23 protein-coding genes and 1 pseudogene are annotated in these 25,114 nt (G+C 53.0%); 4 read left to right on the forward strand and 20 right to left on the reverse strand.

The genetic code is table 11. The annotated features are described in order from the left end of the window. Positions 1 to 4 precede the first annotated feature (4 nt). Entirely contained in the window at positions 5 to 1,834 is a 1,830-nt protein-coding gene (locus PSAB_RS13205; RefSeq protein WP_025335055.1) for an assimilatory sulfite reductase (NADPH) flavoprotein subunit, read from the reverse strand. 180 nt (positions 1,835 to 2,014) lie between these two features. Here PSAB_RS13205 and PSAB_RS13210 point away from each other — a divergent pair, with 180 nt between their 5' ends. Beyond that, positions 2,015 to 3,472 (forward strand): hypothetical protein, encoded by a 1,458-nt coding sequence (locus PSAB_RS13210; protein ID WP_025335056.1) that lies wholly within the window; start codon positions 2,015 to 2,017, stop codon positions 3,470 to 3,472. Positions 3,473 to 3,571: 99 nt separating this feature from the next. Here the strand turns inward: PSAB_RS13210 and PSAB_RS13215 are convergent, their stop codons facing one another. The 3 genes from PSAB_RS13215 to PSAB_RS13225 form a co-directional block, all read right to left on the reverse strand. After that, complete coding sequence (locus tag PSAB_RS13215; protein ID WP_025335057.1) at positions 3,572 to 4,975, reverse strand: HAMP domain-containing histidine kinase; 1,404 nt, start codon at positions 4,973 to 4,975, stop codon at positions 3,572 to 3,574. Further along, a complete protein-coding gene (locus tag PSAB_RS13220; protein WP_025335058.1) occupies positions 4,972 to 5,643 on the reverse strand; it encodes a response regulator transcription factor in 672 nt (223 codons plus the stop codon). Before PSAB_RS13220 ends, PSAB_RS13215 begins: the two co-directional genes overlap by 4 nt. Before the next feature lie 138 nt (positions 5,644 to 5,781). Beyond that, positions 5,782 to 6,018, reverse strand: coding sequence for an LSM domain-containing protein (locus tag PSAB_RS13225; protein WP_025335059.1), 237 nt, complete (start codon positions 6,016 to 6,018; stop codon positions 5,782 to 5,784). A 176-nt stretch (positions 6,019 to 6,194) separates the two neighbouring features. Between PSAB_RS13225 and PSAB_RS13230 the strand changes: the two genes are divergently transcribed. Continuing rightward, complete coding sequence (locus PSAB_RS13230) at positions 6,195 to 7,040, forward strand: MerR family transcriptional regulator (protein WP_025335060.1); 846 nt, start codon at positions 6,195 to 6,197, stop codon at positions 7,038 to 7,040. Between the two features lie 1,346 nt (positions 7,041 to 8,386). Here the strand turns inward: PSAB_RS13230 and PSAB_RS13240 are convergent. The 3 genes from PSAB_RS13240 to PSAB_RS13250 form a co-directional block, all read right to left on the reverse strand. After that, positions 8,387 to 9,682, reverse strand: coding sequence for an Nramp family divalent metal transporter (locus PSAB_RS13240; RefSeq protein ID WP_025335062.1), 1,296 nt, complete (start codon positions 9,680 to 9,682; stop codon positions 8,387 to 8,389). Between the two features lie 311 nt (positions 9,683 to 9,993). Next, positions 9,994 to 11,193: an MFS transporter gene (locus tag PSAB_RS13245; RefSeq protein ID WP_025335063.1), complete on the reverse strand. Its 1,200-nt coding sequence runs from the start codon at positions 11,191 to 11,193 to the stop codon at positions 9,994 to 9,996. 3 nt (positions 11,194 to 11,196) lie between these two features. After that, positions 11,197 to 11,394, reverse strand: a complete 198-nt coding sequence (locus tag PSAB_RS13250) for a hypothetical protein (RefSeq protein WP_025335064.1) — start codon at positions 11,392 to 11,394, stop codon at positions 11,197 to 11,199. A 147-nt stretch (positions 11,395 to 11,541) separates the two neighbouring features. Between PSAB_RS13250 and PSAB_RS24600 the strand changes: the two genes are divergently transcribed. Next, positions 11,542 to 12,357: a helix-turn-helix domain-containing protein gene (locus PSAB_RS24600; RefSeq protein WP_025335065.1), complete on the forward strand. Its 816-nt coding sequence runs from the start codon at positions 11,542 to 11,544 to the stop codon at positions 12,355 to 12,357. 133 nt (positions 12,358 to 12,490) lie between these two features. On the opposite strand, the gene thiD is transcribed toward PSAB_RS24600, so the two are convergent. The 7 genes and pseudogenes from thiD to PSAB_RS13290 form a co-directional block, all read right to left on the reverse strand. After that, positions 12,491 to 13,303 (reverse strand): bifunctional hydroxymethylpyrimidine kinase/phosphomethylpyrimidine kinase, encoded by an 813-nt coding sequence (thiD, locus tag PSAB_RS13260; protein ID WP_025335066.1) that lies wholly within the window; start codon positions 13,301 to 13,303, stop codon positions 12,491 to 12,493. A 36-nt stretch (positions 13,304 to 13,339) separates the two neighbouring features. Continuing rightward, positions 13,340 to 14,839, reverse strand: coding sequence for an IMP dehydrogenase (locus PSAB_RS13265; protein ID WP_025335067.1), 1,500 nt, complete (start codon positions 14,837 to 14,839; stop codon positions 13,340 to 13,342). Positions 14,840 to 14,985: 146 nt separating this feature from the next. Continuing rightward, a complete protein-coding gene (locus PSAB_RS13270; RefSeq protein WP_025335068.1) occupies positions 14,986 to 16,029 on the reverse strand; it encodes a tagatose 1,6-diphosphate aldolase in 1,044 nt (347 codons plus the stop codon). 89 nt (positions 16,030 to 16,118) lie between these two features. Beyond that, entirely contained in the window at positions 16,119 to 16,769 is a 651-nt protein-coding gene (locus PSAB_RS13275; RefSeq protein ID WP_025335069.1) for an ABC-2 transporter permease, read from the reverse strand. Next, positions 16,762 to 17,628, reverse strand: a complete 867-nt coding sequence (locus PSAB_RS13280; protein ID WP_025335070.1) for an ABC transporter ATP-binding protein — start codon at positions 17,626 to 17,628, stop codon at positions 16,762 to 16,764. Before PSAB_RS13280 ends, PSAB_RS13275 begins: the two co-directional genes overlap by 8 nt. Beyond that, positions 17,625 to 18,002 carry a GntR family transcriptional regulator gene (locus PSAB_RS13285; RefSeq protein ID WP_025335071.1) on the reverse strand — a complete coding sequence of 126 codons (378 nt, stop codon included), beginning with the start codon at positions 18,000 to 18,002 and terminating at the stop codon, positions 17,625 to 17,627. Before PSAB_RS13285 ends, PSAB_RS13280 begins: the two co-directional genes overlap by 4 nt. Positions 18,003 to 18,209: 207 nt before the next feature. Continuing rightward, positions 18,210 to 18,996 (reverse strand): annotated as a pseudogene (locus PSAB_RS13290) (SDR family NAD(P)-dependent oxidoreductase). A 333-nt stretch (positions 18,997 to 19,329) separates the two neighbouring features. On the opposite strand from PSAB_RS13290, the gene PSAB_RS13295 reads away from it, so the two are divergent. Then, positions 19,330 to 19,935, forward strand: a complete 606-nt coding sequence (locus PSAB_RS13295) for a dihydrofolate reductase family protein (protein WP_025335072.1) — start codon at positions 19,330 to 19,332, stop codon at positions 19,933 to 19,935. A gap of 142 nt (positions 19,936 to 20,077) precedes the next feature. Here PSAB_RS13295 and PSAB_RS25950 read toward each other — a convergent pair whose 3' ends face one another. The 6 genes from PSAB_RS25950 to PSAB_RS13320 form a co-directional block, all read right to left on the reverse strand. Beyond that, on the reverse strand, positions 20,078 to 20,242 hold the full coding sequence (locus PSAB_RS25950) for a hypothetical protein (RefSeq protein ID WP_175491730.1): 165 nt from the start codon (positions 20,240 to 20,242) through the stop codon (positions 20,078 to 20,080). A gap of 92 nt (positions 20,243 to 20,334) precedes the next feature. Then, positions 20,335 to 21,477, reverse strand: coding sequence for a metallophosphoesterase (locus PSAB_RS13300; protein WP_025335073.1), 1,143 nt, complete (start codon positions 21,475 to 21,477; stop codon positions 20,335 to 20,337). Between the two features lie 177 nt (positions 21,478 to 21,654). Next, the gene (locus tag PSAB_RS13305; RefSeq protein WP_025335074.1) at positions 21,655 to 22,068 is read right to left on the reverse strand and encodes a bacteriohemerythrin; all 414 of its coding nucleotides are present in this window, start codon (positions 22,066 to 22,068) and stop codon (positions 21,655 to 21,657) included. Positions 22,069 to 22,231: 163 nt separating this feature from the next. After that, complete coding sequence (locus tag PSAB_RS13310) at positions 22,232 to 23,506, reverse strand: MFS transporter (protein ID WP_025335075.1); 1,275 nt, start codon at positions 23,504 to 23,506, stop codon at positions 22,232 to 22,234. Positions 23,507 to 23,577: 71 nt separating this feature from the next. Beyond that, complete coding sequence (locus tag PSAB_RS13315; protein WP_025335076.1) at positions 23,578 to 24,288, reverse strand: SDR family NAD(P)-dependent oxidoreductase; 711 nt, start codon at positions 24,286 to 24,288, stop codon at positions 23,578 to 23,580. Positions 24,289 to 24,346: 58 nt separating this feature from the next. Further along, positions 24,347 to 24,931, reverse strand: a complete 585-nt coding sequence (locus tag PSAB_RS13320; protein WP_025335077.1) for a TetR/AcrR family transcriptional regulator — start codon at positions 24,929 to 24,931, stop codon at positions 24,347 to 24,349. Positions 24,932 to 25,114 lie beyond the last annotated feature (183 nt).

The following is a 25,114-nucleotide window of genomic DNA, read 5'->3' on the forward strand; positions in this document are numbered from 1 at the left end:
GGGCTTAATATACATCGCGCTGGTAACGTTTTTGCTGCTGCATCTGGGTCAAATATTCGGCGGCTGCCTCCGGGCTGAGTCCGCCCTCCTGCTCGAGAATCGCGGCAAGCGCCTTGTGGACGTCATGCGCCATTTTCTTCTCGTCGCCGCATACATATACCACGGCGCCTTCCTGCAGCCACAGGTACAGTTCGCTTGCTTTCTCCAGCATGCGGTGCTGGACGTAGACTTTCTTGTCGGTATCCCGGGAGAATGCGACATCCATCCGGGTCAGCACGCCTTCCTTGAGCCAGCGCTGCCATTCAACCTGGTACAGGAAGTCAGTTGAGAAATGCTGGTCGCCATAGAACAGCCATGTCTTGCCTTGCGCCCCGGTCTCCTCACGCTCTCCAAGAAAAGCGCGGAAAGGAGCGACGCCCGTTCCCGGTCCGATCATGATTACCGGCGCGTCCGGGTTCTCCGGAAGCTTGAAGTTCGAATTACTCTGAATGAACAACGGCAGCTTGTCTCCCGGCTGAATCCGTTCCGCCAGCTGGACGGAGCAGACGCCGTAGCGGTCTCTTCCACGGGTCTCGTAGCGTACGGCGCGGACCGTGATATGGACCTCGTCCGGGTACGCTTCTGGACTGCTGGAAATGGAATACAGCCGTGCAGGAAGCTTCCGCAGAATCTTCACGAAATTGGCTGCCGGGATGCCGGTCAGGGCATAATCCTGCACGAGATCAAGCAAATCCCGGTCTTCGGCATACGCCCGAAGCTCCTGCTCGCGGCCCGGCGCCAGCAGCTCCTTCAGCCCGCTTTCGGGCGCCAGAGCGGCCGCCTGCTCAAGCAGCGGCTTGGTCAGCACCGTGATTTCATAGTGGCGGAGGAGCGCTTCGCGAAGCGGAAGCTCGCCGCTTTTGCCCGCCGGTACCGGCTCTTCCGGTTTCCAGCCCGCAGCCTGGATCAGTTCTTCGACAAGCCGCGGATGATTCTCGGGATACACCCCGAGGCTGTCGCCCGGCTCATATTTCAGATTGGAGCCTTCCAAGGAAAGCTCGAGATGACGGGTTTCGCGGTCCGAACCGCGCCCGTTGAGGTTCAGATTCTCCAGCACCTCGGCGTAGAACGGATTGCTTCTCGAATATTCCGATTCGGTTCCGGTCTCTGCGAGGACGGCCCCGGCGTTGCCGGCCGCATGAATCGAGGTTCCTTCTTCAAGGGCGGCAATAACGGCGTTCATCCACTCCGCGGCCGGCTCTTCGAAATCGACGTCGCAATCGGTCCGGGGAACGATGCGCTTGCCTCCCAGCTCCTCCAGGCGCACATCGAAATCCCTGCCTGTCTTGCAGAAGAATTCATAGGACATATCCCCAAGCGCCAACACGGAGTAACGCAGCGAGGACAGCTCCGGCGCCCGCTTGCTGTGCAGGAATTCATAGAAGGAAATCGCATTGTCCGGCGGCTCCCCTTCACCGTGGGTGCTTACCAGAACAAGAAGGTTCTCGACCTTCTTAAGCGTATTCGGTTTGAAATCGCTCATTGCGGATAGAACGACCTTGAATCCAAGCTCCTCCAGTCTATTGGCGAATTTCTTCGCCAGTCTGCGGGCGTTATCCGTCTGTGATCCGAAGAGCACGGTTACATCCTTCGTTACCGCGCTCACAGGCGCAGACAGAGCCTGTACATTCACAGCCGGAACCGCTCCGGCGGAAGGCGCGAGGGCCGCAGCCCCAAGTGCTGTCAGATACCCGCTGAGCCACACCCGCTGGCCTTCCGAAAGGGTTGGCAGAAGACGGTTCAGCAGCTCCGCCTGCTCCTGATTAAACGGACTATTCGTTACTTGAAGTTCCAACAATATCCACCCGCCTCATGTTCATCTTAATAAATTCCAAGTATCTTTATCTCAATTAGTATATCCCTCTTTAGAACCTATCATAGTAGGTGAGACAGGTCAATTATTATCATTTTATAGCTTTTATCAGTTATAGTTATAAACGAACGGTTGTTTATACAGAGAACTGGGGGTAATGTTTTGCTGACAACATCCAAATGGCTCAAAGCCGCCTACGGCCTGCTCGTAACAGCCGTGATCGTGGCTATGTTTCCGAAGTATTCTTATAATGATCCGGATACCTTCTGGCACATCGAGCTCGGGCAGTATATGATTCGGAACCATACCGTGCTGCATCACGCCATACATACTTTTTACGGGGACAGACTGCCCTATATTCCGCATGAATTCGGGTTTCAGATTGCCGCTGCGGGTCTGTATATGGCGTTCGGCTGGCCCGGAGTTTATCTGCTGACGGCATTCTGTCTGTTTCTGTTAATTCTCGGGCTGCTGCAGATGGCCAAAATTTCGCGCAGGGAGCTGGGCTTCAAGGAGGATCATCCGTTTCTTCTGCCTTTTGTGCTGCTGATTTCGGTGTGGATTTACTACAACTACTTCAAGGGCCGGCCGCAGATGGTTTCGTCGTGGATGATTGTCTGGTTCTTTGTGTATTTGCGAAGGTTCCAGATGCGTCCACTGCTTAAACCGGCGGCTGCCATGCTCGCCCTCTCGCTAGGAATCGCCAATTTTCATGCTGGGGTCTGGCTTGTTATCGTTGTATTCACGGGAATGTCCTTCCTCGAAGCCTGGATTGCGCGGAAACTGGATAGACGGCGCGTGTTTGTTTTTGCCGGGGTGGTTCTGGCCGGTCTCCCCAATCCGGGGGGCATCAAGAGCCTGCTGTACATATTGACGGTTAGCAAAAATAACTTCAACATGCTGATCAACGAATGGCAGCCGATCGCGTTTGGCAAATGGGATACGTCGGCCATGACGCTGCTGCTGCTGTTTTTTGCCCTGACCCTCCCCTTCTCGCTGTACCGGAAGCCGTTCCGGTTCTTTCTGATGCTGGGAATTATGTATCTTGGTGTATCCAACTTTAAGCAGAACCTGTTCATGTGGCTGTTCATTCCGTATTTCGCCGGGGCGTTCTTTGAAGCTTTTCCCTGGATGCGGAAGGCCGATCTTCGGTTAAAGCCATGGATAATCAAGACCGCGCTTGCAGGAGGCCTGCTCATCAACTGCATCCTCAATTTTGCTTCCCCTCCCGCTGTGAGCGCCCGCAGCTATCCCGTCGACGAGATGGCATATATTTTAAAATATCATACGGGAACCGCGCGTCCGAAAGTGCTGGCGCCCTACGGGTCCTCCGGCTATGTGATGTACCGGGGAGGCGACGTTCTGTGCGACGGCAGGCAGGACCCTTTCATCACCCGCGAATCGCTCGGCGCATACGGCTGGACCGCATTCGAGCGGTCGATGTACGGCTTCTCTGACGCATTGCCGGACATTGCGGCCTACGACAAGCCCGAATACATCATTGTCCGCAGCAACGCTTCCACACGTCTGTTCGAGGGTTGGCGAAAAGCCTTCGGCGAGCCGGTCTACCGGGGGCGCTTCGGCAGTGTGTTCTTCTATGACGGCGGCAAAAAAACGTAAACGGACAGCCTCTCACCCGCATCATCCCCTATACCACACGGTTGGGTAATAAAACGGCTTGGCCCTCTCTCATTCGGAGAAGAGCCAAGCCGTTTAAGTTTAGTTCGTCAACAGGGGGAGGTGAAGCGTTACCGTCGTCCCTTCGCCCGGCTCGCTTGCGATAGTGATTGCACCGCCGTGTGCCCGCATAAGCCGTTCCGCAATGGCCAGCCCAAGGCCCGTTCCTCCCTGCGCCCGGCTTCGCGATTTGTCCGCTCTGTAAAAACGCTGGAACACATGCGGCAGATCCTCATCCGGAATCCCGATCCCTCGGTCACTGACCGAAATGCCGACGCTTCCGCCGATCACCGCAGCTGAAACGGTTATTTCCTTGCGCTCCGCGGAATATTTGACGGCATTGTCCAGCACGATGAGCAGCACCTGCTCCAGAAGATGATGCTTCATGTTAACCTTGGCTCCAGCAGCCGGATCAAGCCTGCGCTGAAACACGAACTCGGGATACAGCAGCTCGAAATTTTGGACGGCATAGTTAACCGTATCAATCACCGGCGTTGCGGAAAATTCGCCGTCGCTCCGCAAAGCTTCTGCGCGGGTAAGCTCCAGCAAATCGTTGACGATGTTCTTTAGCCGGCCAAGCTCCTGTACCGAGACCTGAAGCGACTCCTCCAAAATATCCGGATTATTTTTGCCCCAACGGTTCAGCAGCGAGATATGCCCCTCGATAATAGAGATCGGCGTCCTTAGCTCGTGAGAGGCGTCCGCGACAAACTGCTGCTGGTTATGAAACGCCTGCTCCAATTGGTTCATCAGTTCATTGAAGACATTGGCAAGGTTGCCGAGCTCGTCTTTGCCGTTGGAAACGGCTACCCGCTCCTGCAGACCTTTGCGCTTGATGTTGTTCATCGTGACCGTCAATTCGCGGATCGAGCCCAGCAGCTTGCGGGACAAGAAGATTCCGCCCAACCCGCTGAGCAGGAACGCTCCGAGGAACCCCGCCAGCATGACAGCCAGCAGCATCCGGCTCAGCTTGTCCGAGTTCTCCAGATTATTCACAATCTCGATCGTTCCAGTAAAGGATGCCGTACCAACCGGTCTGCGAATGACCAACAGATGGTCATCGCCGTGCCACGCGGTAACAGATGTGGTGCTGTATGCCTGTCTTGGAGTGATCCAATCTTCCGGCAGATTGTCGGAGACCGTCAGGACGGGAGTGCCATGTCTGTCCAAAATCCGGATCATCTGATTCCTCGAGTTCAGGCTTTCAATGAACGGCCGAATGCTTCGGACGGACGACTCCTTCACCTGCTCAATTTCGAAATAGCTGCTGATTTCCTCCGCGCTCTTCAGCGCAGCGCTCTCGGTCTGAGCGAACATCCAATTGTTGATGACGATGTACTGAATCGCGTTGTAAGCAATAAATAAAATACACATTAAAGCTGCCGCCCATAATGTCATTTTCCAGCGGATGGACAGCCGGGACAGCCCGTTTCTCAGCCTGCTCATTTCCGCATCACGTAGCCGAGGCCGCGCAGCGTCTGGATCAGGCTCGGTTTACCCTGCTCATCGATTTTGTTCCGGATATAGCTGATATAGACATCGACCGCCTTGGTGTCGACCTCAGATTCGTATCCCCAGACGGCTTCCATCAGCATCTCTCGCGTCATGACCCTTCCCAGATTCTCCATCAGTTCCTGCAAAATCTCGAACTCCCGCTTCGTCAATTCGATGGCCGTTCCATTCTTCGTTACCGTCCGTCCTTCCACGTCCAGCTCCAGATCCGAGCAGCGCAGGACCCGGAACTTGTTCGCTTGGCCTGACCGGCGAAGCAGGGACCGCATCCGGGCCAGCAGCTCTTCAATGTCAAAAGGCTTTGAAATATAATCATCCGCCCCGCTGTCCAGCCCCGCTACTTTGTCGGCCAGTCCATCTCTTGCCGTAATCATGATAATCGGTGTTTCCTTGGCCGCCCGAACATGGGTGCAGACCGCCAGCCCGTTCAATCCCGGCAGCATCAGGTCAAGCAGCACCATATCCCATTCCTCTGCAAGGGCCAGCTCCTGGCCTTTTTTTCCGTCATAGGCGACCGTAACCGAGTAACCCGCATGCTGAAGCTCCAGTTCAATGAAGCGTGCCAAATTTTTCTCGTCCTCGATCAGAAGTATTTTATGCATAGATTGTCCTTTCGTTTCCGCATCCATTTACGTGCTTTCTCTGTCTATTCTACTACGAATTCCTTAACCTACGATTAAGACCGGCTCGGGCAGGCAAAAGAAAAGCCCTCCTCCAAAAGTGGAAGAGAGCTCCGTCCGTCAAATCAGCGCGATGGCAAGCAAAGTGAAGAGGCTCAGCGTGATAATGGGGTTAACATAACCATACGGATAAGGATAGGGATAGTAACCCGAGGTTCTAACTCCGCCACTTTCGGGCATCAGGTAGACATTGTGCATATCCACATCTTTAATCGTACCTCTGTACTCTTTACCGTCCCTCGTCATAATGCGAACTTTTCTTCCTTTGCATCTCAAACAATTATAATAAGCTTCCACAAAATCACTCCTCTCTTATACCTGCATAGTATGGGGATCGGTGTATGCGGGAAACGGCTAACGTACAGCCCGCCGGTTTAATCAGGAATTTTCGGAAATCTATTGACTCTCACAAGGTGGCAGGGTTTAGAGTTAGGGTACAATCCGGATTGTGAATAACGGAACTAGGAGGGACAATGCTAAAAATCGGTGATTTTTCCAGACTGACAAGGGTTTCTATTCGAATGCTTAGGTACTATGACGAGATCGGGCTGCTGCCCCCTGCGGCTATAGATCAGAGCTCGGGATACCGCTATTATTCCGCCGACCAGATTGAAACGGTGCATCGCATTAAGTCGCTTAGAGATATAGGCTTCGGCTTTCCGGAAATCGCGGAATGGCTTAAGGAGAGCGGCAACACGCGGCGTCTGCTTGATTTATTGGATATGCGGAAGCAAGAGATCGCGGAAACGATTGAACAGGAGAATGAAAAATTGCTGCGCGTCGGCAGAATGCTTGAACACTTAACCAGGGAGGATTCAACTATGGACTATACCATCGCATTAAAAAGCGTCCCGGCTTACCGGGTGCTGTCTCTCAGAGACATTATTCCGGCATACAACGCGGAAGGCGTTCTATGGGAGGAGATCTCGCGTTTCGCGCAAGTGAACGGTATCAAGATGCTCCAGCCCTGCTACGCGATCTATCACGATCAGGGGTACAAAGAGCAGGATGTGGATGTCGAGGTGACGCTGCATTTCGAGGGAGAGGCTCCCGCATCGGATCGCATTCGTGTGAAGGAGCTGGAAGCGGAGCCGCAAATGGCGGTTCTGTTTCACAGCGGTCCTTTTGAGGAGATGAGCAAGGCCTATCATGCGCTGGGCGTGTGGATGTCGGGGACCGGTTATGGCATGACGGGGGCAATCCGGGCGATCTATCACAAAGGTCCGTGGTCGGAGAAGAATCCGGCGGATTATTTAACGGAGATCCAGGTTCCTGTGGCAAAAGTGGAATCCATGTCCCTTGGCCCTGAAGCGGGGTAAAAGCGGGAATCGACATTTATTAGCCCGGCAGCCGGGTAATAGGGAGCCCGTTTCCTGCTCAGGCCGCAGCTTCGAAACGCTGTTACTCTATTAGTGATTTGGCGGCTGCTGATGAAGTTTATTGCGGTAGCCCTTGGTCCTGTATAGATAATGTTTACTATGGATGGATGAGAGAAAATTGTACATTGGGTGATTCGCCTAATTGCCTTCAAAGTAAGGCGTCCGATAGTGGGAGGTTAGTGGATGATAAGGCTGGTTTGTTGGGTTGTGGGAGTAGGTCGGGGGTCGATGAGCTCGTGGGTCGGTAGCTTGGGTCGATGGTGGGCTGATGGGTCGATGGGTTGGTAGATTGGGAGTTGTTAAATCGGTGGGTTGAAGGTTGGTGGTGGTTCGGAGGTTGGTAGTAGATCGGTAGTTTGTGGGCAGATGGTTCGGTGGGTCGGTAGATCGGTAGTTTGGTAGGGTAGTGTGTGGGGTCGGTGATTCGATGGAGCGGTAGGTCGGTGGGTTAGCGTGTAGGGTCGGTGGGTTGGTAGATCGGGGTGCGGTTTTGAACATTCCTGCGTGTATACATCTTTTTCCGTCCAAATCGTCCCACCCAGACCAATTCCTACAAAAGTGCAGGCATTTCCCCTCCTATTCCCCTTCAATCGGCCCGCCAGCTTCAGTAGCTGCACATTTGCATCCTTTCCTTCTTTCTGAGCAAATTTCACCTGAGAAACCTGCACAATAGCAGGAATCACCGGCCTCCATGCACTGTACACGCCCTGAACAGAAATAGTGGGCGGGCCAGGTTACGGTATTCGAAAATTCCTGCTTTTATACATCTTTTTTCGTCCAACTCCTCCCACCCGGACTCAATTCCTGCTAAGGTGCAGGCATTTCCCCTCCTATCCCCCTTCAATCGGTCCGCCAGCTTCAGTAGCTGCACAATTGCATCCTTTCCTTCTTCCTGCGCGAAATCCACTTGATAAACCTGCAGAATCGCAGGAAAATCGCGGCAACCTTATTACGGGCACAGAATCATCAAAAAGTTTACCTGACAATCCTGCGCATTCGCAGGAAATCGCCAGCTGCCGCACACCCTCCACCCGCCACCCTCAACCGGACGGACACTAGACACTGGACAGCCTGAAGCAGAACCAGTTCGTCGGCCGCATTGCGTGAGGCAGAAATTCCTGCGTCTGTCCTGTGTCCGTACATGGCCACCACCGGCTCCCTCACACCCTCCCCTTCACGACAACAAACGGCGCCCCTCATAACGAAAAAGGGTGTCGCCCTATAAGGACAACACCCTTAACTCTTTACTAATGTAGCTCGTTTTCGCCTGCAGCTCGTTTTCGCTATTAAGCAATCAGCGTCTGGACGATCAGGAACAAATTCAGCGATACAACGATACCGGCAATAACCCAGCCGAGCGCAGTGGTGATCCGCCGGTTGACGAGTCCGCCCATCAGCTTACGGTCACTGGTGAAGATAATCAGCGGGATGAGCGCGAACGCGATGCCGAAAGACAGGATAACCTGGCTCATAACAAGCGCCTTCGTCGGGTCGATGCCTGACAAAATAATGACAAGCGGCGGAATCGATGTAATCGCGCGCCGGAGATACAGATTGATTCTTCGTCTGATAAAACCCTGCATCACGACATCCCCCGCCATCGTACCGACAGATGCGCTGGAGAGTCCGGCAATCAGCAAACCCAGGCCGAAGGAGACTGCCGTAAGGGGTCCGACCAGCTGGCCGAACTGATGATAAGCGGCTTCCAAATCCTCAATGGCAAGACCGTTCTTGAAAAAAGCGGCCGCCGAAACGATCACCATCGCCATATTCACCGCGCCCGCAATGAACATTGCAATCAAAATGTCGATGAACTCCAGCTTGAAAATTTGCTTCTTCTCCTCGTCGTCCTTGCCCACAATCCGGTTCTGGGTAAGCGAGGAGTGCAAATAGATCGCGTGGGGCATAACGGTTGCGCCAAGAATACCCGCCGCCAGCAGCACACTGTCAACGCCCTGAAAGCTTGGCGTCACGATTCCATGGACCACGCCGCCTACGTCGGGCTTAGCCATCACGACTTGAAAAGCGAACGCCAGGACCACGACCAGAATCATCGCTGCGATTCCCGCTTCGAGCGAACGATACCCCCTCCGTTGGAGCTCCAGAATGGCAAAAGATCCTGCCGCCGTAATCAGCGCCGCGGGCAGCATCGGAATGTCGAACAGTAGATAAAGACCTAGCGCCGCACCTAGAAATTCAGCCAGGTCAGTCGCCATAATGACCAGTTCACTTTGAATCCAGAGGGCGAAGGAGACTCCCTTCGGAAAGCGCGAGCGGGCAACCTCTGGCAAATTGAGGCCGGTCGCGATGCCAAGCTTGGCGGACAAGGATTGAATGAGTACGGCCATCAGATTGGAAGCTGCGATTACCCAGAGCAGGAGATATCCGTACTTGGAGCCAGCCGTAATATTGGTAGCGAAGTTACCCGGGTCGAGATAAGCAACAGCCGCGATAAAAGCGGGACCAAGGAAAGGAAGAATTCGTTTAAGTCCCTTCCCCTTGCCTTGCAATGCGGTATGAGCGGCGAGAAGATTTCTTTCTTTTTGCTGGGCGTTGCCCAAAGGATACGTGCGTTCCATCATACCAGTTACCTCCCCGCCGAAAAATTAGCCAAGCACATAAAAGTTTACCTGATGCAACATTTCTTAGGTTTATTATATTCTCCTTTACCCGTTTTGTAAACGTGTAGTTCGCCTATTCCCGCCCATTTCAATGCGGTAAATCACAAAAACCCAAACAATAGCTGGCGCTGTCCGGCCCTGTTTGGGTTTCGCTGTTATTACAAGCTGTTGATTACAAGCTTTTGATTACAAATTGTTTTGGATCTGTCATGTCTTACACCATTTCTGTTCTTCCGTCTTTATCGTACATAACCCCCTATTATTAGGTCCGGTCAGCGTGCTCCGCCCTTCTTGTCCCAGACATACACAGCCGCCGCCGAAACCAGCCCCAGAAAAGAAAGCAGCGATCCGAACCAGGGAAGAGACGAAAGTCCGACATGCGTGATAATAAATCCCCCGAAAAAGGCACCAAACGCGTTCCCCAGATTGAGCGCAGAGTGGTTGGATGTTGAGGCCAGCGCCGGAGCGTCCTTCGCCAAAGTCATAATTCGTACCTGAAGACCAGGAAACACGCCGAAGGCGCCGGCCCCCCAGATAAATATGGTGATGACCGCGAGCAGCGGGATATGGATCGAATAGGCGAAAAAGGCCAGGACGGCGGCAAGGAACGCAAAGATCACAAGCATCGAGGGCATGAGCTTCCAATCGGCAAGCCTGCCCCCCACAATATTCCCTGTCGTTACCCCTATGCCGAACAGAACGAGAGTCAAGGCGACGGCGTTCTCCGAGAAGCCGGTAATGTCCTCAAGCAGCGGCGTTATATAAGTGAAGACGGAAAAAAGGCTGGCGCACCCGAACGCGCCCGTCAGCAGCACAAGCAGCAGCTTCGGCTGGAAGAGCGCCCGAAGCTGGCGCGTTAAACTTGATGTCTCCTCCGCCTTGATTACGGGCACGAGCAGCAGGATACCGGCCAGCGAGAGTACACCCATCACGACCACGGCGCCGAACGACGCCCGCCAGCCCAGATGCTGGCCGATAAACGTCCCGATTGGGACACCGATAATATTGGCCACGGTAAGGCCTGCCATCATAATTGACACCGCCGCAGCGCGCCGCCCCGGCTGGACGAGGCTCGCCGCGATGACGGAACCGACGCCGAAGAAGGTGCCATGGGCCAGAGCGGTAAACAGCCTTGCACCCATCAGCACGTTGTAGTTCGGCGCAATTGCGGCGATACCGTTGCCGATGATAAAGAGGATCATCAGCAGGCAGAGCAGCTGCTTTTGCGGAAGCCGGTACGTCAGCATCGCCAGAATCGGAGCCCCGATGGCAACGCCCAGCGCATAGCTCGTAATCAGCTGGCCCGCCGAAGCGATCGACACGTGCAGATCCTCGGCTACATTGGGCAATATGCCCATAATCACAAATTCCGTCATTCCAATGGCAAAAGCGCCGAGCGTCAAAGACAGAAGTGCAAGCGGAAAGCGCTCCTTGACCTCCGCCCGGGGATTCGTGGTGCATGAAGTTTCCAATGCTTATGATTCTCCTTTGTCCGGCCTGTTGCTGCCGGGAATAATATAAGTTCGGCCGCCGCTGTGCTCTACCGTAACAGGCGCTTCAAAAAACCGGCTAAGCGTCTCTTCGTTCAGCAAGTGAGACGTTACGCCGGAATCGAATACGTGGCCTTTCCTGAAGAGCAGCGAGACATTGCTAACTTTCAAAATGCTGTCCAATCCCCTGCAACCTCCTTTCTATTCCCTGGATGATCACCTCTGCAATAACGTATTGTAAACAATTCAATGTAAAAATGTCATTGTGAAAATTGCTCAATTCATCTGCAATTATTGCGATCATGCTATAATGGGACGGGGTGAACGCTAATGAAATTGAAAGTTGTGACGGAGAACATCGAGCTGTGCAGACTGGAAGAGCATCACGAAGAAGCTCCCCATGTTCATCAGAACTGGGTACAGATGACCTTCGCTGTTCGAGGCGGCTCCTCCGACATTAGCCGCGGGGCATCCGGGTTCATTCCCGAGGGAGAAGGAATCATCCATCAACCGATGCAGGAGCATCAAATTCGGGTGGATAAAGGAAACCGCGCAATCGTGATTAAAATACGCCCTTCGCTATGGGAGACTTTGCGGGTTAAGGCGGCAGATTGTATCACTGAGGAGCAGGTCATCAATCCCCAGGAACTGAACGCGGAGTTCAATCGCTGGATTTCCCCGCTGGTTTTGCCTGATGAGGACGACCGATATGAACGGAGCCTTACGGAGGCCAATGTGCTGCAATATCTTACACACAATCTGAAAAGGGGGGCCTGTCCGGAGACGAACCCTCCGTGTCTTCCGGAACTCGCCAGTACGGGAGATCCCTACATGGATCAAGTATTCGAATACATACACCGCTCCTTTACATCTCCGATTCGCATTGATTTATTGTCGTCTATGGCTCTTCAGAGCCGATACCATTTTATCCGCTCCTTCAAATCGGCGACCGGATTTACGCCTTATCAGTACATTCTTCGCTTGCGGATCGAGCGCGCGAAGTATGAGCTCGAGCATACCGAAGCTACGATTTCCGCTATCAGCGCGGGTCTCGGCTTTGCTTCAGCCAGCCAATTTTATCGCGCCTTCGTCAAAATCACCGGAATGGCTCCCGAACAATACCGCCTTGGGAGAAAAATGGGCTGAACCGGCTAACGAATGGACTCACATCCAGACGGCTCCCCTTTCAACCCCCTTACAAACCCAAAGAGGCGCGGCCCCGTTGTCTTGAACGGCGGCCGCGCCTCTTTATATTTACATAATTCCCATAATTACTTTATTACCGGTTCAACCGGTAGCCCCCGTGAAACACGGGACCGACATATTCATTGAAAGCATAGCCTGCGCGGATCGCCGCCGTAACGAAATCCTTCGCCTTGCGGGCGGCTTCATAGGCTCCGAGGCCGGTTGCGAGTCCTGCCGTGATCGCGGCGGCGAAGGTGCAGCCCGCACCGTGATTGTACGCCGGCTCGATTTTATCCGTCTCGAACACCGTATACTCGACTCCGTCATAGAACAGATCCACCGCCTTGTCTCCGCCAAGCGCTTTGCCGCCTTTAATCACAACCGTCTTCGCCCCCTGGCGCTGAATGACCGCTGCGGCCTCCTTCATTTCGTCCAGCGTTGTAATCTTGCCGCTGCCGGACAGCACGCCCGCCTCGAACAGGTTCGGCGTAATTACCGTAGCTATCGGCAGCAGCAGCTCACGGATCGCCTCGGCGCTCTCCGGATTCAGCACCTCGTCCTCGCCTTTGCAGACCATGACGGGATCAATAACCACATTGCCCTGACGGTTGCGCTTTATGGCCTGCTCCGCCACCTGAACAATCTCCGGACTGCCCAGCATGCCCGTCTTTAGAGCATCTACCGGTCCGCCGGCGAAGACCGTCTTGAGTTGCTCCGCTACCAGCTCGGGGCTGACGGGATACACATGATGATGCCAGCCGTTATCCGGGTCCATCGTCACGATGGTCGTAAGCGCGCTGAACCCATAGGTTCCATATTCCTGAAAGGTCTTCAGATCCGCCTGGATTCCCGCGCCGCCGCTTGAATCGCTCCCGGCAATGGTCAATGTCTTCACAATTCTGCTCAATGCCAACTATCCCTTCTGAACGTTGTTGTAATATGGTTACTCTCCCGAAAAGCTGGTTTCTTTCATAATAACATCATGTGCTCCGCCCTCGACGAGACTGGTTGCGGAGACAAGGGTAATTCTGGCGTTTTGCTGCAGTTCATCGATGGATTTCGCGCCGCAGTTGGACATCGTCGATTTGATTTTGCTGATCGTCTTGTCCAGATTCTCTTTGAGGCTTCCCGCGTAAGGCACGTACGAATCGACGCCTTCTTCAAAGACCAGCCCCGACTTACCGCCGGTATCATATCTTTGCCAGTTCCGCGCCCGGTTGGAGCCTTCGCCCCAGAATTCTTTGACAAAGTTGTTTCCGACTTTCAGCTTCTTGGTCGGGCTCTCGTCGAAACGCGCGAAATAACGGCCCATCATAACAAAATCGGCGCCCATGGCAAGCGAAAGCGTGATGTGATAATCGTGAACGATCCCTCCATCCGAACAGATCGGCACGTAGATGCCCGTTTCTTTATAATACTGCTCCCTTGCCTCCGCAACCTCGATAAGCGACGACGCCTGTCCTCTGCCGATCCCCTTCTGCTCACGCGTAATGCATATCGATCCGCCGCCGATGCCTACCTTCACAAAGTCGGCGCCTGATTCAACGAGATACAGGAAGCCTTCCTTGTCTACGACGTTCCCTGCTCCGATCTTGACATTGAAATTCTCTTTGACGTAAGCGATGGTGTCGCGCTGCCACTCCGTATACCCGTCCGACGCGTCAATCACCAGGATATCGGCGCCCGCTTCTACCAGGAGCGGCACCCGTTCTTCATAGTCCTTTGTGTTGATGCCAGCCCCGACGATATAGCTTTTATTGCCGTCCATCAACGCCAGCGGATTTTCTTTATGAGCGTCGTAATCTTTACGGAAAACAAGGCTTTCCAGCCGCTGCTCCCCGTCCACGATCGGCAGACAGTTCAGCTTATGCTCCCAGATCATATCATTGGCTTCGGGCAAGTTGATTCCGGACTTTCCGACAATCAGGGAAGAGAACGGCGTCATGAATTCACTTACTTGTTTATCCAGCGGATCGCGGCTAATTCTGTAATCCCGGCCTGTGACGATACCCAGCAGCTTTCCTGTCGGCGAACCGTCATCGGTAACGGCGATCGTGGAATGTCCCGTCTCCTCTTTCAGCTCAAGCACATCTTTCAAGGTATGCTCCGGGGTCAAATTGGAGCGGCTAACCACAAACCCGGACTTATACTCCTTTACCTTACGGACCATGGCCGCCTGGTCTTCCGGGGATTGGGAACCGAAAATAAATGAGATGCCGCCGCAGCGGGCCAATGCAATTGCCATTTGATCATCGGACACGGACTGCATCACCGCCGACGAGAACGGGATATTGAGGGAAATGTCCGGCTGCTCACCCTTTTTAAATTTGGTAATCGGCGTTTTAAGGTCCACGTTTGCAGGGGTACAGTCCTTAGTCGTCAAATTTGGAATCAACAGAAATTCACTGAACGTCCGGGAAGGTTCCGAGTAATAGTAAGCCACCTTTTTCCACTCCTTGTCTAAAAATTCCTCACATCATAACGTCAACTAATCCATTTGTCAATGCAAAAAGTGAGGGTGTGCTCCAATATGCAAAAAAACGGCCCCAACAGACGAAAAACGTCCGTGAAGCCGCCCTGCTTTCAAAGTTAAACTCCGGTTTTTTCCCGTTCCACAACCTCGATCTTGTCTTTACCGCCATAGAAATCCCACCAGGGGGTTGCAACCTTAGACAAAATTTCACCCATACGGATCATTCGCCGCACGCCCTCGTCCTTCAGCCAGGCCCGCAGCGCTTCGGCTCCATGCTTGCCGTAGATCTCGACGCCGTCCTGCCAGGTTGCCCGCCCGCACAGCACGCCAGAGAAAGGCACTCCCGCTTCTCCGGCCAGCTCCAGCGTCTCCATGAACGTTTCATTGGTAACGCCCGCGCTCAAATAAATGAACGGTACGCTCGTCAGACCAGCCGTAGCCTTGAAATGCCCTATCGCCTCTTCGCGCGTATACACGGCTTCGCCGCCCGCGCCCGCCCGGGTGCCCGCCACGTACTTCAGGTTAATCGGAACCTCCACTTTCAGCACGTCGATCTTGTACTTCGGCTGGGTGAATTCCCGCATGTATTTTTTCACCTTGTCCGGCTTGGCTTTGGCAAATTCCGCGCTGGCGGAGTCCTTGAGGGTATCGCTGTAGGTGACGGCCTCGAAGAAAAACGGGATATCGACGGACTCGCATTCCGCTCCAACCCGTTCGATAAAAGCATGTTTAATCGTATTGATCTTCTCATCGTCGTCCGGGTCGTAATACATCAGAATTTTGATGGCATCGACGCCCTTCTCCGCATACCGACGCACCGACCATTCCGGCAGAAGATCCGGCAGGCGTCCTTTTTCCGTGGCATCATAGCCGGTTTCTTCATAAGCGATCAGCAGACCGGTATCCTTATACCGGGCCTCCGCCGCATCCCAGCCGTACTCCGGGTCGAGCAGAATGGCGCTGGAGTATGGTGTTAATTCCTCCGAAACGAGACGTTTAAATTCAGCGACATGCCGTGCATCGGCTTCGCCTCCAAGCGCGTGCCCAAGCGATTTTCTAAGCGAACCCCGCTGATCAATCGCCGTCGCCACAAACAGCCCCCGGTCATCGGACAGCTTAAGCAGTCGGTCGTATTTTCCTTTGGATATTCTCACACTCATCTGTCGTTCCTCCTTCATCTCCTAATATGGCCCAACAGTTGCCCCGCTATTTCGTATTTAACCGTCAGGATGGAGATCAACCAGAAAAACTATAAATCCCGGGTGGTGAACAGACGCAATGAGATAAGGTAAGAAGCCGCGATAAATACGATGTAGATGGCGCCTCCGACCAGCCATTTTTCGAGACCCAAACCCTCGGTGCCCAGTAAAAAGGTCTTCATCCCCGGAATCGCTTTAATGATGTCTCCCAAATTCATAATGCCGAAGAAGATGACCAAAAAGAACGCGGTATTCACATATTGGGCTCCCTTGGGTCCGAGCCAGTAATATAAAGGCAGGTAAACCGAGGCCATCAGCGGTACCGACAGAATAGAGACCCCCAGTTGCCTCCAGTTCATACTCAGGCTGTCATATCCCAGCTGCGCAAGCGCCAGACTGAACACCAGCGCAAAAGCTAAGCCAATCAAGATAAACGGCAGTACCGACACATATTTGGAGGCAACGATCAATCTGCGGTGTACCGGAAGACTGAGCGAGAACCTGATATTCACATTTCGGATATCCTGCAGGCAGGAGGTAAGGAGCATCATCATGGCTGGGAACGTTATAAACAGACTCACGCCGAACTGTGCGGTTTTCGCATTCATAATGGACAGAACAATAAGATAGGGAACCCCAAACAGCAGAAAATTTCGGGACAGCATAAAATCCTTGCGGATCAAGGAAATGAGATTAGACATAAGCCTTGCCTCCTTTTACAGTGAAATACATAATGTCTTCCAGCGTCGGCGCTTCGAGCAGCGCATTTCCCTGAAACGCCCTTTCCGCTTCCCGCCGGTCCGCCGCCAAGGCTTCGAACCCGTGAGCCCCTTCCCTTACTCCGACAAAATACTTCATAACATCCTTGTCGAGCAGCTCGCGCCCGCCCTTAACCAGTACATACCGTTCCAGCACTTCATCCTTGCTGTCGCTGAAGACGACCTTCCCCCGGTTCATGAAGACGATATAATCCGCGATCCGGTCCAGATCCGTTGTGTTATGGGTAGAGAAGATGATCGACTTGTTCTCGTCGAGAATTTGCTCCCCAAGTAGATCCAAGAGCTCCCTGCGGAAGACGGGATCGAGGCCGGCGGTCGGTTCGTCCATGAGCAGCAGGTCCGCATCGTGGGACAGCGCCACCGCCAGCGAGAACTTCATCTTCATCCCTCTCGACAGGTTCTTGATCTTGGACTTTTCGGACAGCTCGAACATTTCCAGATACCGGGTAAAGGCCGCATGATCCCAATGCTGATAAAAGGGGGCAATCATTTTTCTCATATTCCGGATCGTCATATTCTCATAGAAATAATTCTCGTCCGAGACATACCCGATGCGTTCCTTCAGGCCGGGGTTATCTGCAAGCGTACTGCCGAAGATTCGAGCCTCCCCGCTGCTCGGACGCACCATATCCATCATGATCTTGATCAGTGTACTCTTCCCGGCACCGTTGGGACCGATCAATCCGGTGATAAACCCTTTTTTTACCTCAAACTGTACCTGATCCAGCGTAAACCGTTCAAAAGACTTCGAAACTCCCCGAATTTCAACCACATTACTCATTCCTGCTCCTCCTTAAGCGTCCTGAATATGTCAACCATTTCCGCAAACCCGATCCCGAGCAGCCTGCTCTCTTCCATCACTTCTTTCATTTTCTCCTCCAGGAGCCGGTATCGCTGTTCACGGATATACTGCTGATTCATGCCGGACACGAAGGAGCCTTTTCCTACAAGAGAATTGACAAGACCTTCCCGCTCTAGTTCCTCGTATGCACGCTTTGTCGTAATGACGCTGATCTGCAAATCCTTGGCCAATTGACGGATCGAAGGCAGAGGGTCCCCTGCGGCAAGCTCGCCCTGCAAAATCAACTGCCGGATCTGGCTTACAATCTGCGCATAAATCGGTTCTCCCGATGAGTTGGATAAAATGATGTTCATCTTTCACCCCATTCTGCTGCGCTGTCTATATTGTATATATATTATATATACATTATGTTCTTTGTTGTCAACGTCATTTACCCTTTTTTGAAAAATATTGGATGATACCCACGGCAAAAAGCACACCCTGCGCTTACGGCAGAATGTGCTTTTTGAGTTAATGGCGGAGGGACACCGTTCTTGAGATAAACCGGCCGGAGGCTATGCTTAGCCTTTGATCAGCGTCTCCGCGCCGTCGACGAACACCTTGGTGCCCGTAATGTGGGAAGCTTCTTCACTTGCGAGGAAGAGCACCAGATTTGCGACCTCTTCCGGCTTCCCGGGAGCATGCGTCAGCGGGACGCCGTCCTGCGGGATCTCAAACGGATATTTGATTTCATTCAGATGCTCGGATTTCTTCTGTGAATCGAAAATATTGGTTTCAATAATCCCCGGGCAGACGGCGTTTACGCGGATTTTGTACTGGGCCAGCTCCAGCGCCGCCATCTCGGCGAATACGGCAACCGCCGCCTTGGAGGTGCTGTAAGCCGAAAATCCCGGCTGAGCGAACTGCCGGCTGCCGCTGACCGAGCTGGTCACGGTAATGGAGCCGCCTTTTTCTTTCATATAGGGAATGGCCTGCTTGACCGTCTCGAAGGTCCCGATGACGTTGTTCGTAATCGTTCCGGCCCACTCTTCCGAAGGAAAATACTCAATTGGGGACGCCATCCCCCAGAGCGCCCGCATTGGCAAATACGGTATCGATGGTGCCCCACCGCTCCACCGTTTCTTTGACCGCGGGGCCGATCTCCTCAGCCTTGGAAGTATCTGCGATAAAGCTGATCGCTTCCCCGCCCGCGTTCTTGATCTCCGCCTCGGTCTGGCTGATCGTCTGTTCATTCTTGTCGATTAGACTGACTTTTGCGCCTTCGGCCGCCAAACGAATGGCAGCGGCTTTGCCAATCCCGGAAGCTGCTCCTGTCACCATTGCGACCTTGTCCTGCATTCTGTTCATAGAATCTCCGCTCCTTTGTACGTTTGATATGTGCCCCGTAAGGCTTGAATGAATGCCTCTTGTTCATTACCCCGCTGATTCGAAAATAATCAAAAGTTTGTATATCAAGTTGCCTCAGCAAATCCTTCCAACGCGAACGTTTGTTTGATATACTAAATACAAACGAATGTTCGAGAGGTTGACATGGCTCAACAAGAAGTGATGACACTAAAGAGATTCCAAGTGAAGTTTAGAAAGCCGAAAGCTGTATCAATGACAATACCTGGTACATATAAGCACTACACGCGCTAACGTACAGTTAAGCAAAATTATTTTGAAGGGATGAAAAGCAAAATGGGAAAACTGGTTGTGCATATGTTCATGACGTTGGATGGCGTTATTCAAGCTCCGGGAGGGCTCGATGAAGATCGCGAGGACGGTTTCGGATATGGCGGGTGGCAGACACCGTATGTCGATGCGGAGTCCGGACAATTGATCGCGGCTGATTATGCGAGGCTCGACGCGCTGTTGCTCGGTCGCAAAACGTACGAAATCTTCGCGCCGTACTGGCAGCAGGCTCCGGCCAGCAACCCGTTCACCAAGCTGTTGAACGAGAAACCCAAATATGTCGCATCCCGCACATTAACGAGCGTCGATTGGAACAACTCAAAGCTGCTCGATGCGGATGTGACCACAAGTGTGCCATTGCTGAAGGAGAGGTATACTGAGGTGCATGTCGCCGGTAGCAGCGACCTGATCCAGACATTGCTGCGTCACGAGCTGATTGACCGCATGAACATCTGGCAGTTTCCGGTATTGCTCGGAAAGGGAAAACGATTCTTCGGAGATGGAACGATTCCGACGGCCCTGCAATTGCTTGAATCCAGAACGTTCTCCAAAGGCACGGTTCTACTGCGCTACGAGCTTGCAGGAAAACCGTCTTTCGGCAACATGGCGTGAAATGCTGACACTGTATTCGTACACTAGATATTCAAATAATCAAAAAACAAAAAAGGACACCGTATCCGGTGCCCTCGAAAGTGAAGCGGACTTCGCTTTAGGTATTGCCCGCCGGGAGCTTACCGCTCCCGATAGGCCGATGCTACTCGTAAGAACTTTGCTCGTTCGCCTTATAGCCCTTGTCTCTGCGCAGCATCTCCTTGCGCTTATCCATCTGCTCTTGCTCCATCTGATTAGCCTCATGGGAGGTCGGCGCCGTCTTCTCCAAATCTTTTACCGTATTGATCAAGTTCTTGTCGGGACTCATGAGTATCCTCTCCTTAACCTTACATTGTTTACAATGTTAGTGTCCCGGTCAGGAAGGAAATTTATGCATGGCTGTACTGCACTTCAGTCCCATTAGCTTGTACTCAGCGACAGTCCGATAATCTCCGATCGGCTGGCTAGCCGGATGGGCGGTCCCCAGGTGCCAAACCCTGAAGAGACAATCACATGCAGATTCTCTTTATTCAGGTAGCCCCAGTCCAGCTCGAACAGCCGTCTTGTGATCCAATGGATGGGCGCGATTTGCCCCCGGTGCGTGTGGCCGGAGAGAAGCACATCCACTCCCGCCGCCGCTGCGGCGTCAAAGCCTGTCGGCTGATGGTCCATCATAATGACGGGACGGGACAGATCGAGACCTTCCAGCAGGGAGGCGACGCTCTTGCGCCCTTCGCTGTCCATGCTCTCCGCCGTCTTGTCTTTCCTGCCCACAATATAGACACCGGCAGCTTCGGCCACCTCATCCTGAAGCACGCGGATGCCGATGGCTCCCATCAACTCCGTATATTCTTCAATATCCCCGCCATAATATTCATGATTACCCAGCACGGCGTAAATGCCATACCGAGCCTTAAGCTTGCTTAGCTGCTCGCTCATCCGGTTGCGGACGAACGGCTCCAGACTGTCGTCGAGTACATCGCCTGCCAGCAAAATGATATCCGGTTTCATTGCGTTCATCCGCTCAACCATCTTTTTCAAATGCCGATTGCCCACAATGTCCCCGAGATGAAGGTCGGACGCCACGGCGATCTTGAGCGGTTCTTTACCCTCAAAAGGCTTAGGTAACCCGAGCGAGTGAACGCGCAGCACCGTGCTCCAGGCATTACGGGAGCCCCACAGCATAAAGATTGCCGCCAAAATCACAAGCACCGTACCGGCCTCGGCGGCATAACCGGAAATATCGGCTCCGGCGAGGGAAAGAATCGCATAAACCAGATCGGCTACCGGCAATAAAATAATGGCGAATTGCAAAAGGGCCAAGTAGTAGGAACCAATAACCTTCAGCAGTCTCCCAACCGGGCGCAAGGCCGCGGGCCAAGGAAGGCGGCAGATCAGATAGGAAAAAGCGATAAGCAGAAATACGGACCAGTACACTCCCGCGTTGATCTCCGGAAACCACTCCGTGAGCAGCCGCAGCACATGCCAGCCGATATAGACATTGATGATTCCCAGCAGCATGATGCCGGCGGCAATGGATACAATCAGCCTGAGCTTTTTCATTGCACACATCTCCCTTAATTGTAAGTTTCATTTGCTGTACATTTTACCACAGCCGCTTGCTCCGGTTAATTTCCTTTAAATGTAAGTTTCCATCTGAATACGAACACAAAAAACGGCAGCCGGGACTCCATCCATCCCTGACTGCCGCCTACAAACTCCTTGCTATGTACCGGTCATTTATGCTTTCGCTTTGCGCTGCTGGGCCAGATAATCCCCGATCAGCCGATCGCATTTGTTAATATGGTTTAGAAGCCAGTCCGTCAAAGTGCGGTTGAGCTTGATCGTGGTCAGAACGGAAACGCCCTTGGTCTTCACCATCTCTTCCAGTTCAAGGACAGTCTTGACAAAATCCGCGTGCTCCTTCTGATGCTCGGATAACTCCGGGAAATGGATGTCGCTCATCAAATCTTCTTCACTGCCAAAATGCTCAATGGTGTAATCCTTCAAAAATTTGAGTGTTTCCTCAATCTTCTCGCGTCCTTGCTGATTTGAGCAGGCATCAAAAAACTCGTTCAGCTTGACCAGCAATTGACGGTGCTGACAATCGATCTTCTCGACGCCAATTTCGTACGATTCCCTCCAGGTTATCATTGCCGCATCTCATCCTTCTACCAAAATTTTCATATACGCTCCCATTTTCTCTTATTCGAGCGGAAAGAACAGTTAACAACATCACACGACATTTTTCGCTATACGGGAGCCGCATGGGGTAGGTATGTGGGATAGGTATATAGAAGCAAAAAAGCCTGATTGCTCAGGCTTCAATCGCAGCGGCCGATTTCCCGCGCTGTTTGACGACTCTCATAGCCAAAAGGGATGCGAACAAGCATAACAGGCCTGCGGTAACGAAAGGTACGGTGTAGCTGCCAAGCCACTGCCGCAGCACGCCGGCGCCGTATGCGGCTGCCGAGGCTCCGAGCTGGTGGGAGACGAGAATCCAGCCGAAGACCATCCCCGATTTTTCCCTTCCGAAATGATCAGCGGTCAGTTTGACCGTCGGCGGTACGGTTGCAATCCAGTCCAGCCCGTAGAAGACGGCAAATACCAGAAGCAGCGTATAACCTCCGTTCAGAGCATAAGGCAGGAAGATCAGCGACAGCCCCCGCAGACCGTAATACCAGAACAGCAGCCATCTGCTGTCAAAACGGTCCGACAGCCAGCCCGACAGCGTGGTGCCCACCATATCGAACATTCCCATCAATGCGAGCAATCCAGCGGCCATGACAACCGGGATGTTAAAGTCGCCGCAGGCGGGAATCAGATGGGTACCGATCAGACCGTTGGTGGAGAAGCCGCAGAAGAAGAAAGTGCCGGCCAGCAGCCAGAACGTCCCGCTCTTCGTTGCCTCCTTCAGCACGAGCAGCGGAGCAAGGAACAGATTACCCGTAAACGGCGAAGGCGGGGAAACGTCGGTCTCTCCAAGAGCGGGAACACCGATGTCCGAGGGATGATTTCGCATCCAGATTGCCACGACCGGAATCAGCACGAGCAGTACTGCAACGGTCGTATAAATGGAGAACCGCCAGCCCAATCCGACCGAGATCTTAGCCAGAAGAGGCAGAAAAAGCAGCTGGCCCGTCGCCGCGCTGGCTGTAAGAATGCCGACAACGAGCCCCCTGTGCTTCACGAACCAGCGTCCCGCCACAGTGACTCCAAGCACGTTGGCGAGCGCGCCGGTAGCCAGACCCATGACAATCCCCCACAGCATAATGAACTGCCAAATCTGGGTCATCCAGGTCGAAAGCGTCAGGCTAGCGGCCAGCAAGCTCAGCGTCAGCAGCATAATTCGGCGTATCCCGAAGCGAGCCATCAGCGCAGCTGCGAAAGGACCCATGAATCCGTACAAAAAGATGCGGATCGACATGGCACCCGACACAGCCGACCGGCTCCAGCCGAATTCCTGTTCAAATTGCAGCATGAGTACGCTTGGAATCGAACTGATAGCCGCCGAAACCAGCAAAACGAGAAAGACAATGGAAACTACATTCCATCCATAATACCACCTGGGAGCTAAATAAGTATGGCGCATCCCTTCACTCCTGTTCCTATCACTTTTCTATATATCTTACAGTATCTATCTTACAGTCCATCCCCCTTTCCTTACCAGGGCAGAGTCTGACCCATATAAAAGAACTCTCCGCTCGGTCCGTCGGCATCAACGACAGCCAGTGCCACAGCCGTCTTGGCGCCTTCTTCCACCGGAATTTCCGCGTTTGCTCCGCCCATATCCGTCTGCACCAGTCCGGGATGCGTCGAATTTACCTTAAGCGGAGTGCTCTCGAGCTTCTGCGCCCAGTAAGCGGTCAGCATGTTGAGCGCCGCCTTGGAAGCGGCATATGCAGGATCTCCGAGTCTGCGTACAGTTTCATTGGTATGCATTAATGTAATGGAGCCGATTGCGCTGCTCTGGTTCACAATGCGTCCCGCTTCGCTCTTCAGCAGCAGCGGAAGCAGCGATTCCGTCAGCAAGAACGGAGCAAACGTATTGACCTCAAAGGTCTGACGGAAAGCGTCCAGATTCCCTCCGGACGATCGCACGGCAATGCCCGCATTGTTGATCAGGATATCCAGCTTGCCGTAGCGGCGCTCGATCCATTCGGCCAGCGCTGCAATGTCTTCCTTGCTCGTAACCTCCAGTTGAACGCCTACCGCATCGAAGCCTTTAGCAGACAGCTGCTTTGCAGCCTCCTCCGCCGAGGAGAGCGTGCGCGCGCCCATCAAAACGGTTATGCCAAGGGCAGCCAGCTGTTTGGATATTTCCAGTCCGAGCCCTCTGTTGGCTCCGGTAACTAAAGCGATTTTTTGAGTCATGATTGTTCCTCCTCATCATAATTTAAGAATACACATTCTTTAATTGAGCAAAAAAAAATTAAAAGATTGCCGAAAGTGCTACTTGATATACATCCTGTAATGTTTTGCGGTCAGCCGTCGTTTTGGCCATGATATGCACTCCCTGCTTCACACCGACCAAGAATCGCGACAGCTCGCGGAGATTATGCTTCCCTTTCAACCGGCCTTCCTTCTGCGCGCGTAGCAGAAAGCTGTAGAAACGATTCTCCATATCCAGCAGACTTGCCTCCACTCTGCTCGCCACCTTGGAGTCGAAGGGCGCCAGTTCGACGGCCGTATTCGCAATAAAGCAGCCGCGACGTTCTTTTGCATTGTCCATAGAGCTTTCGATCAGCCGCTCGAAAAAGGCGGCAAGCTGCTCCTTTGGATTGCCGTGCTCCTCCAAAACCGCAAAGAGTCTTCCCGCCGAATGATGCCGGAACCGGTCAAGCGCAGCCAGAAACAATTCATTCTTGTCTCCGAACGTTTCATACAAGCTGCCACGGTGCACTCCTGTATATTCGCATAGATCCTGAATCGATGTTTTTTCGTAGCCTTTGCTCCAGAACAGCTCCATCGCTTTATCCAATACCGTTTCTTCATCAAATTCCCGCGGTCTTGCCATCGTCAATCCTCCTCTCTGATTACATCATAATTATTTGAGAACGGTCAGTCAAGTATTATTATAACAATTTAATTTAACAGCTGCGGTATGCCCTTTTATCATTTGGCGTGATAAAATAACGGCAGAATAATTACCGCTAGAACAAGAAGCTTGTTTCAATGAGGAGGTCGCAAACTACATAAT

The sequence above is a fragment of the Paenibacillus sabinae T27 genome (genome assembly GCF_000612505.1).
In the GTDB taxonomy this organism is placed as follows: Bacteria; Bacillota; Bacilli; order Paenibacillales; family Paenibacillaceae; genus Paenibacillus_AQ; species Paenibacillus_AQ sabinae.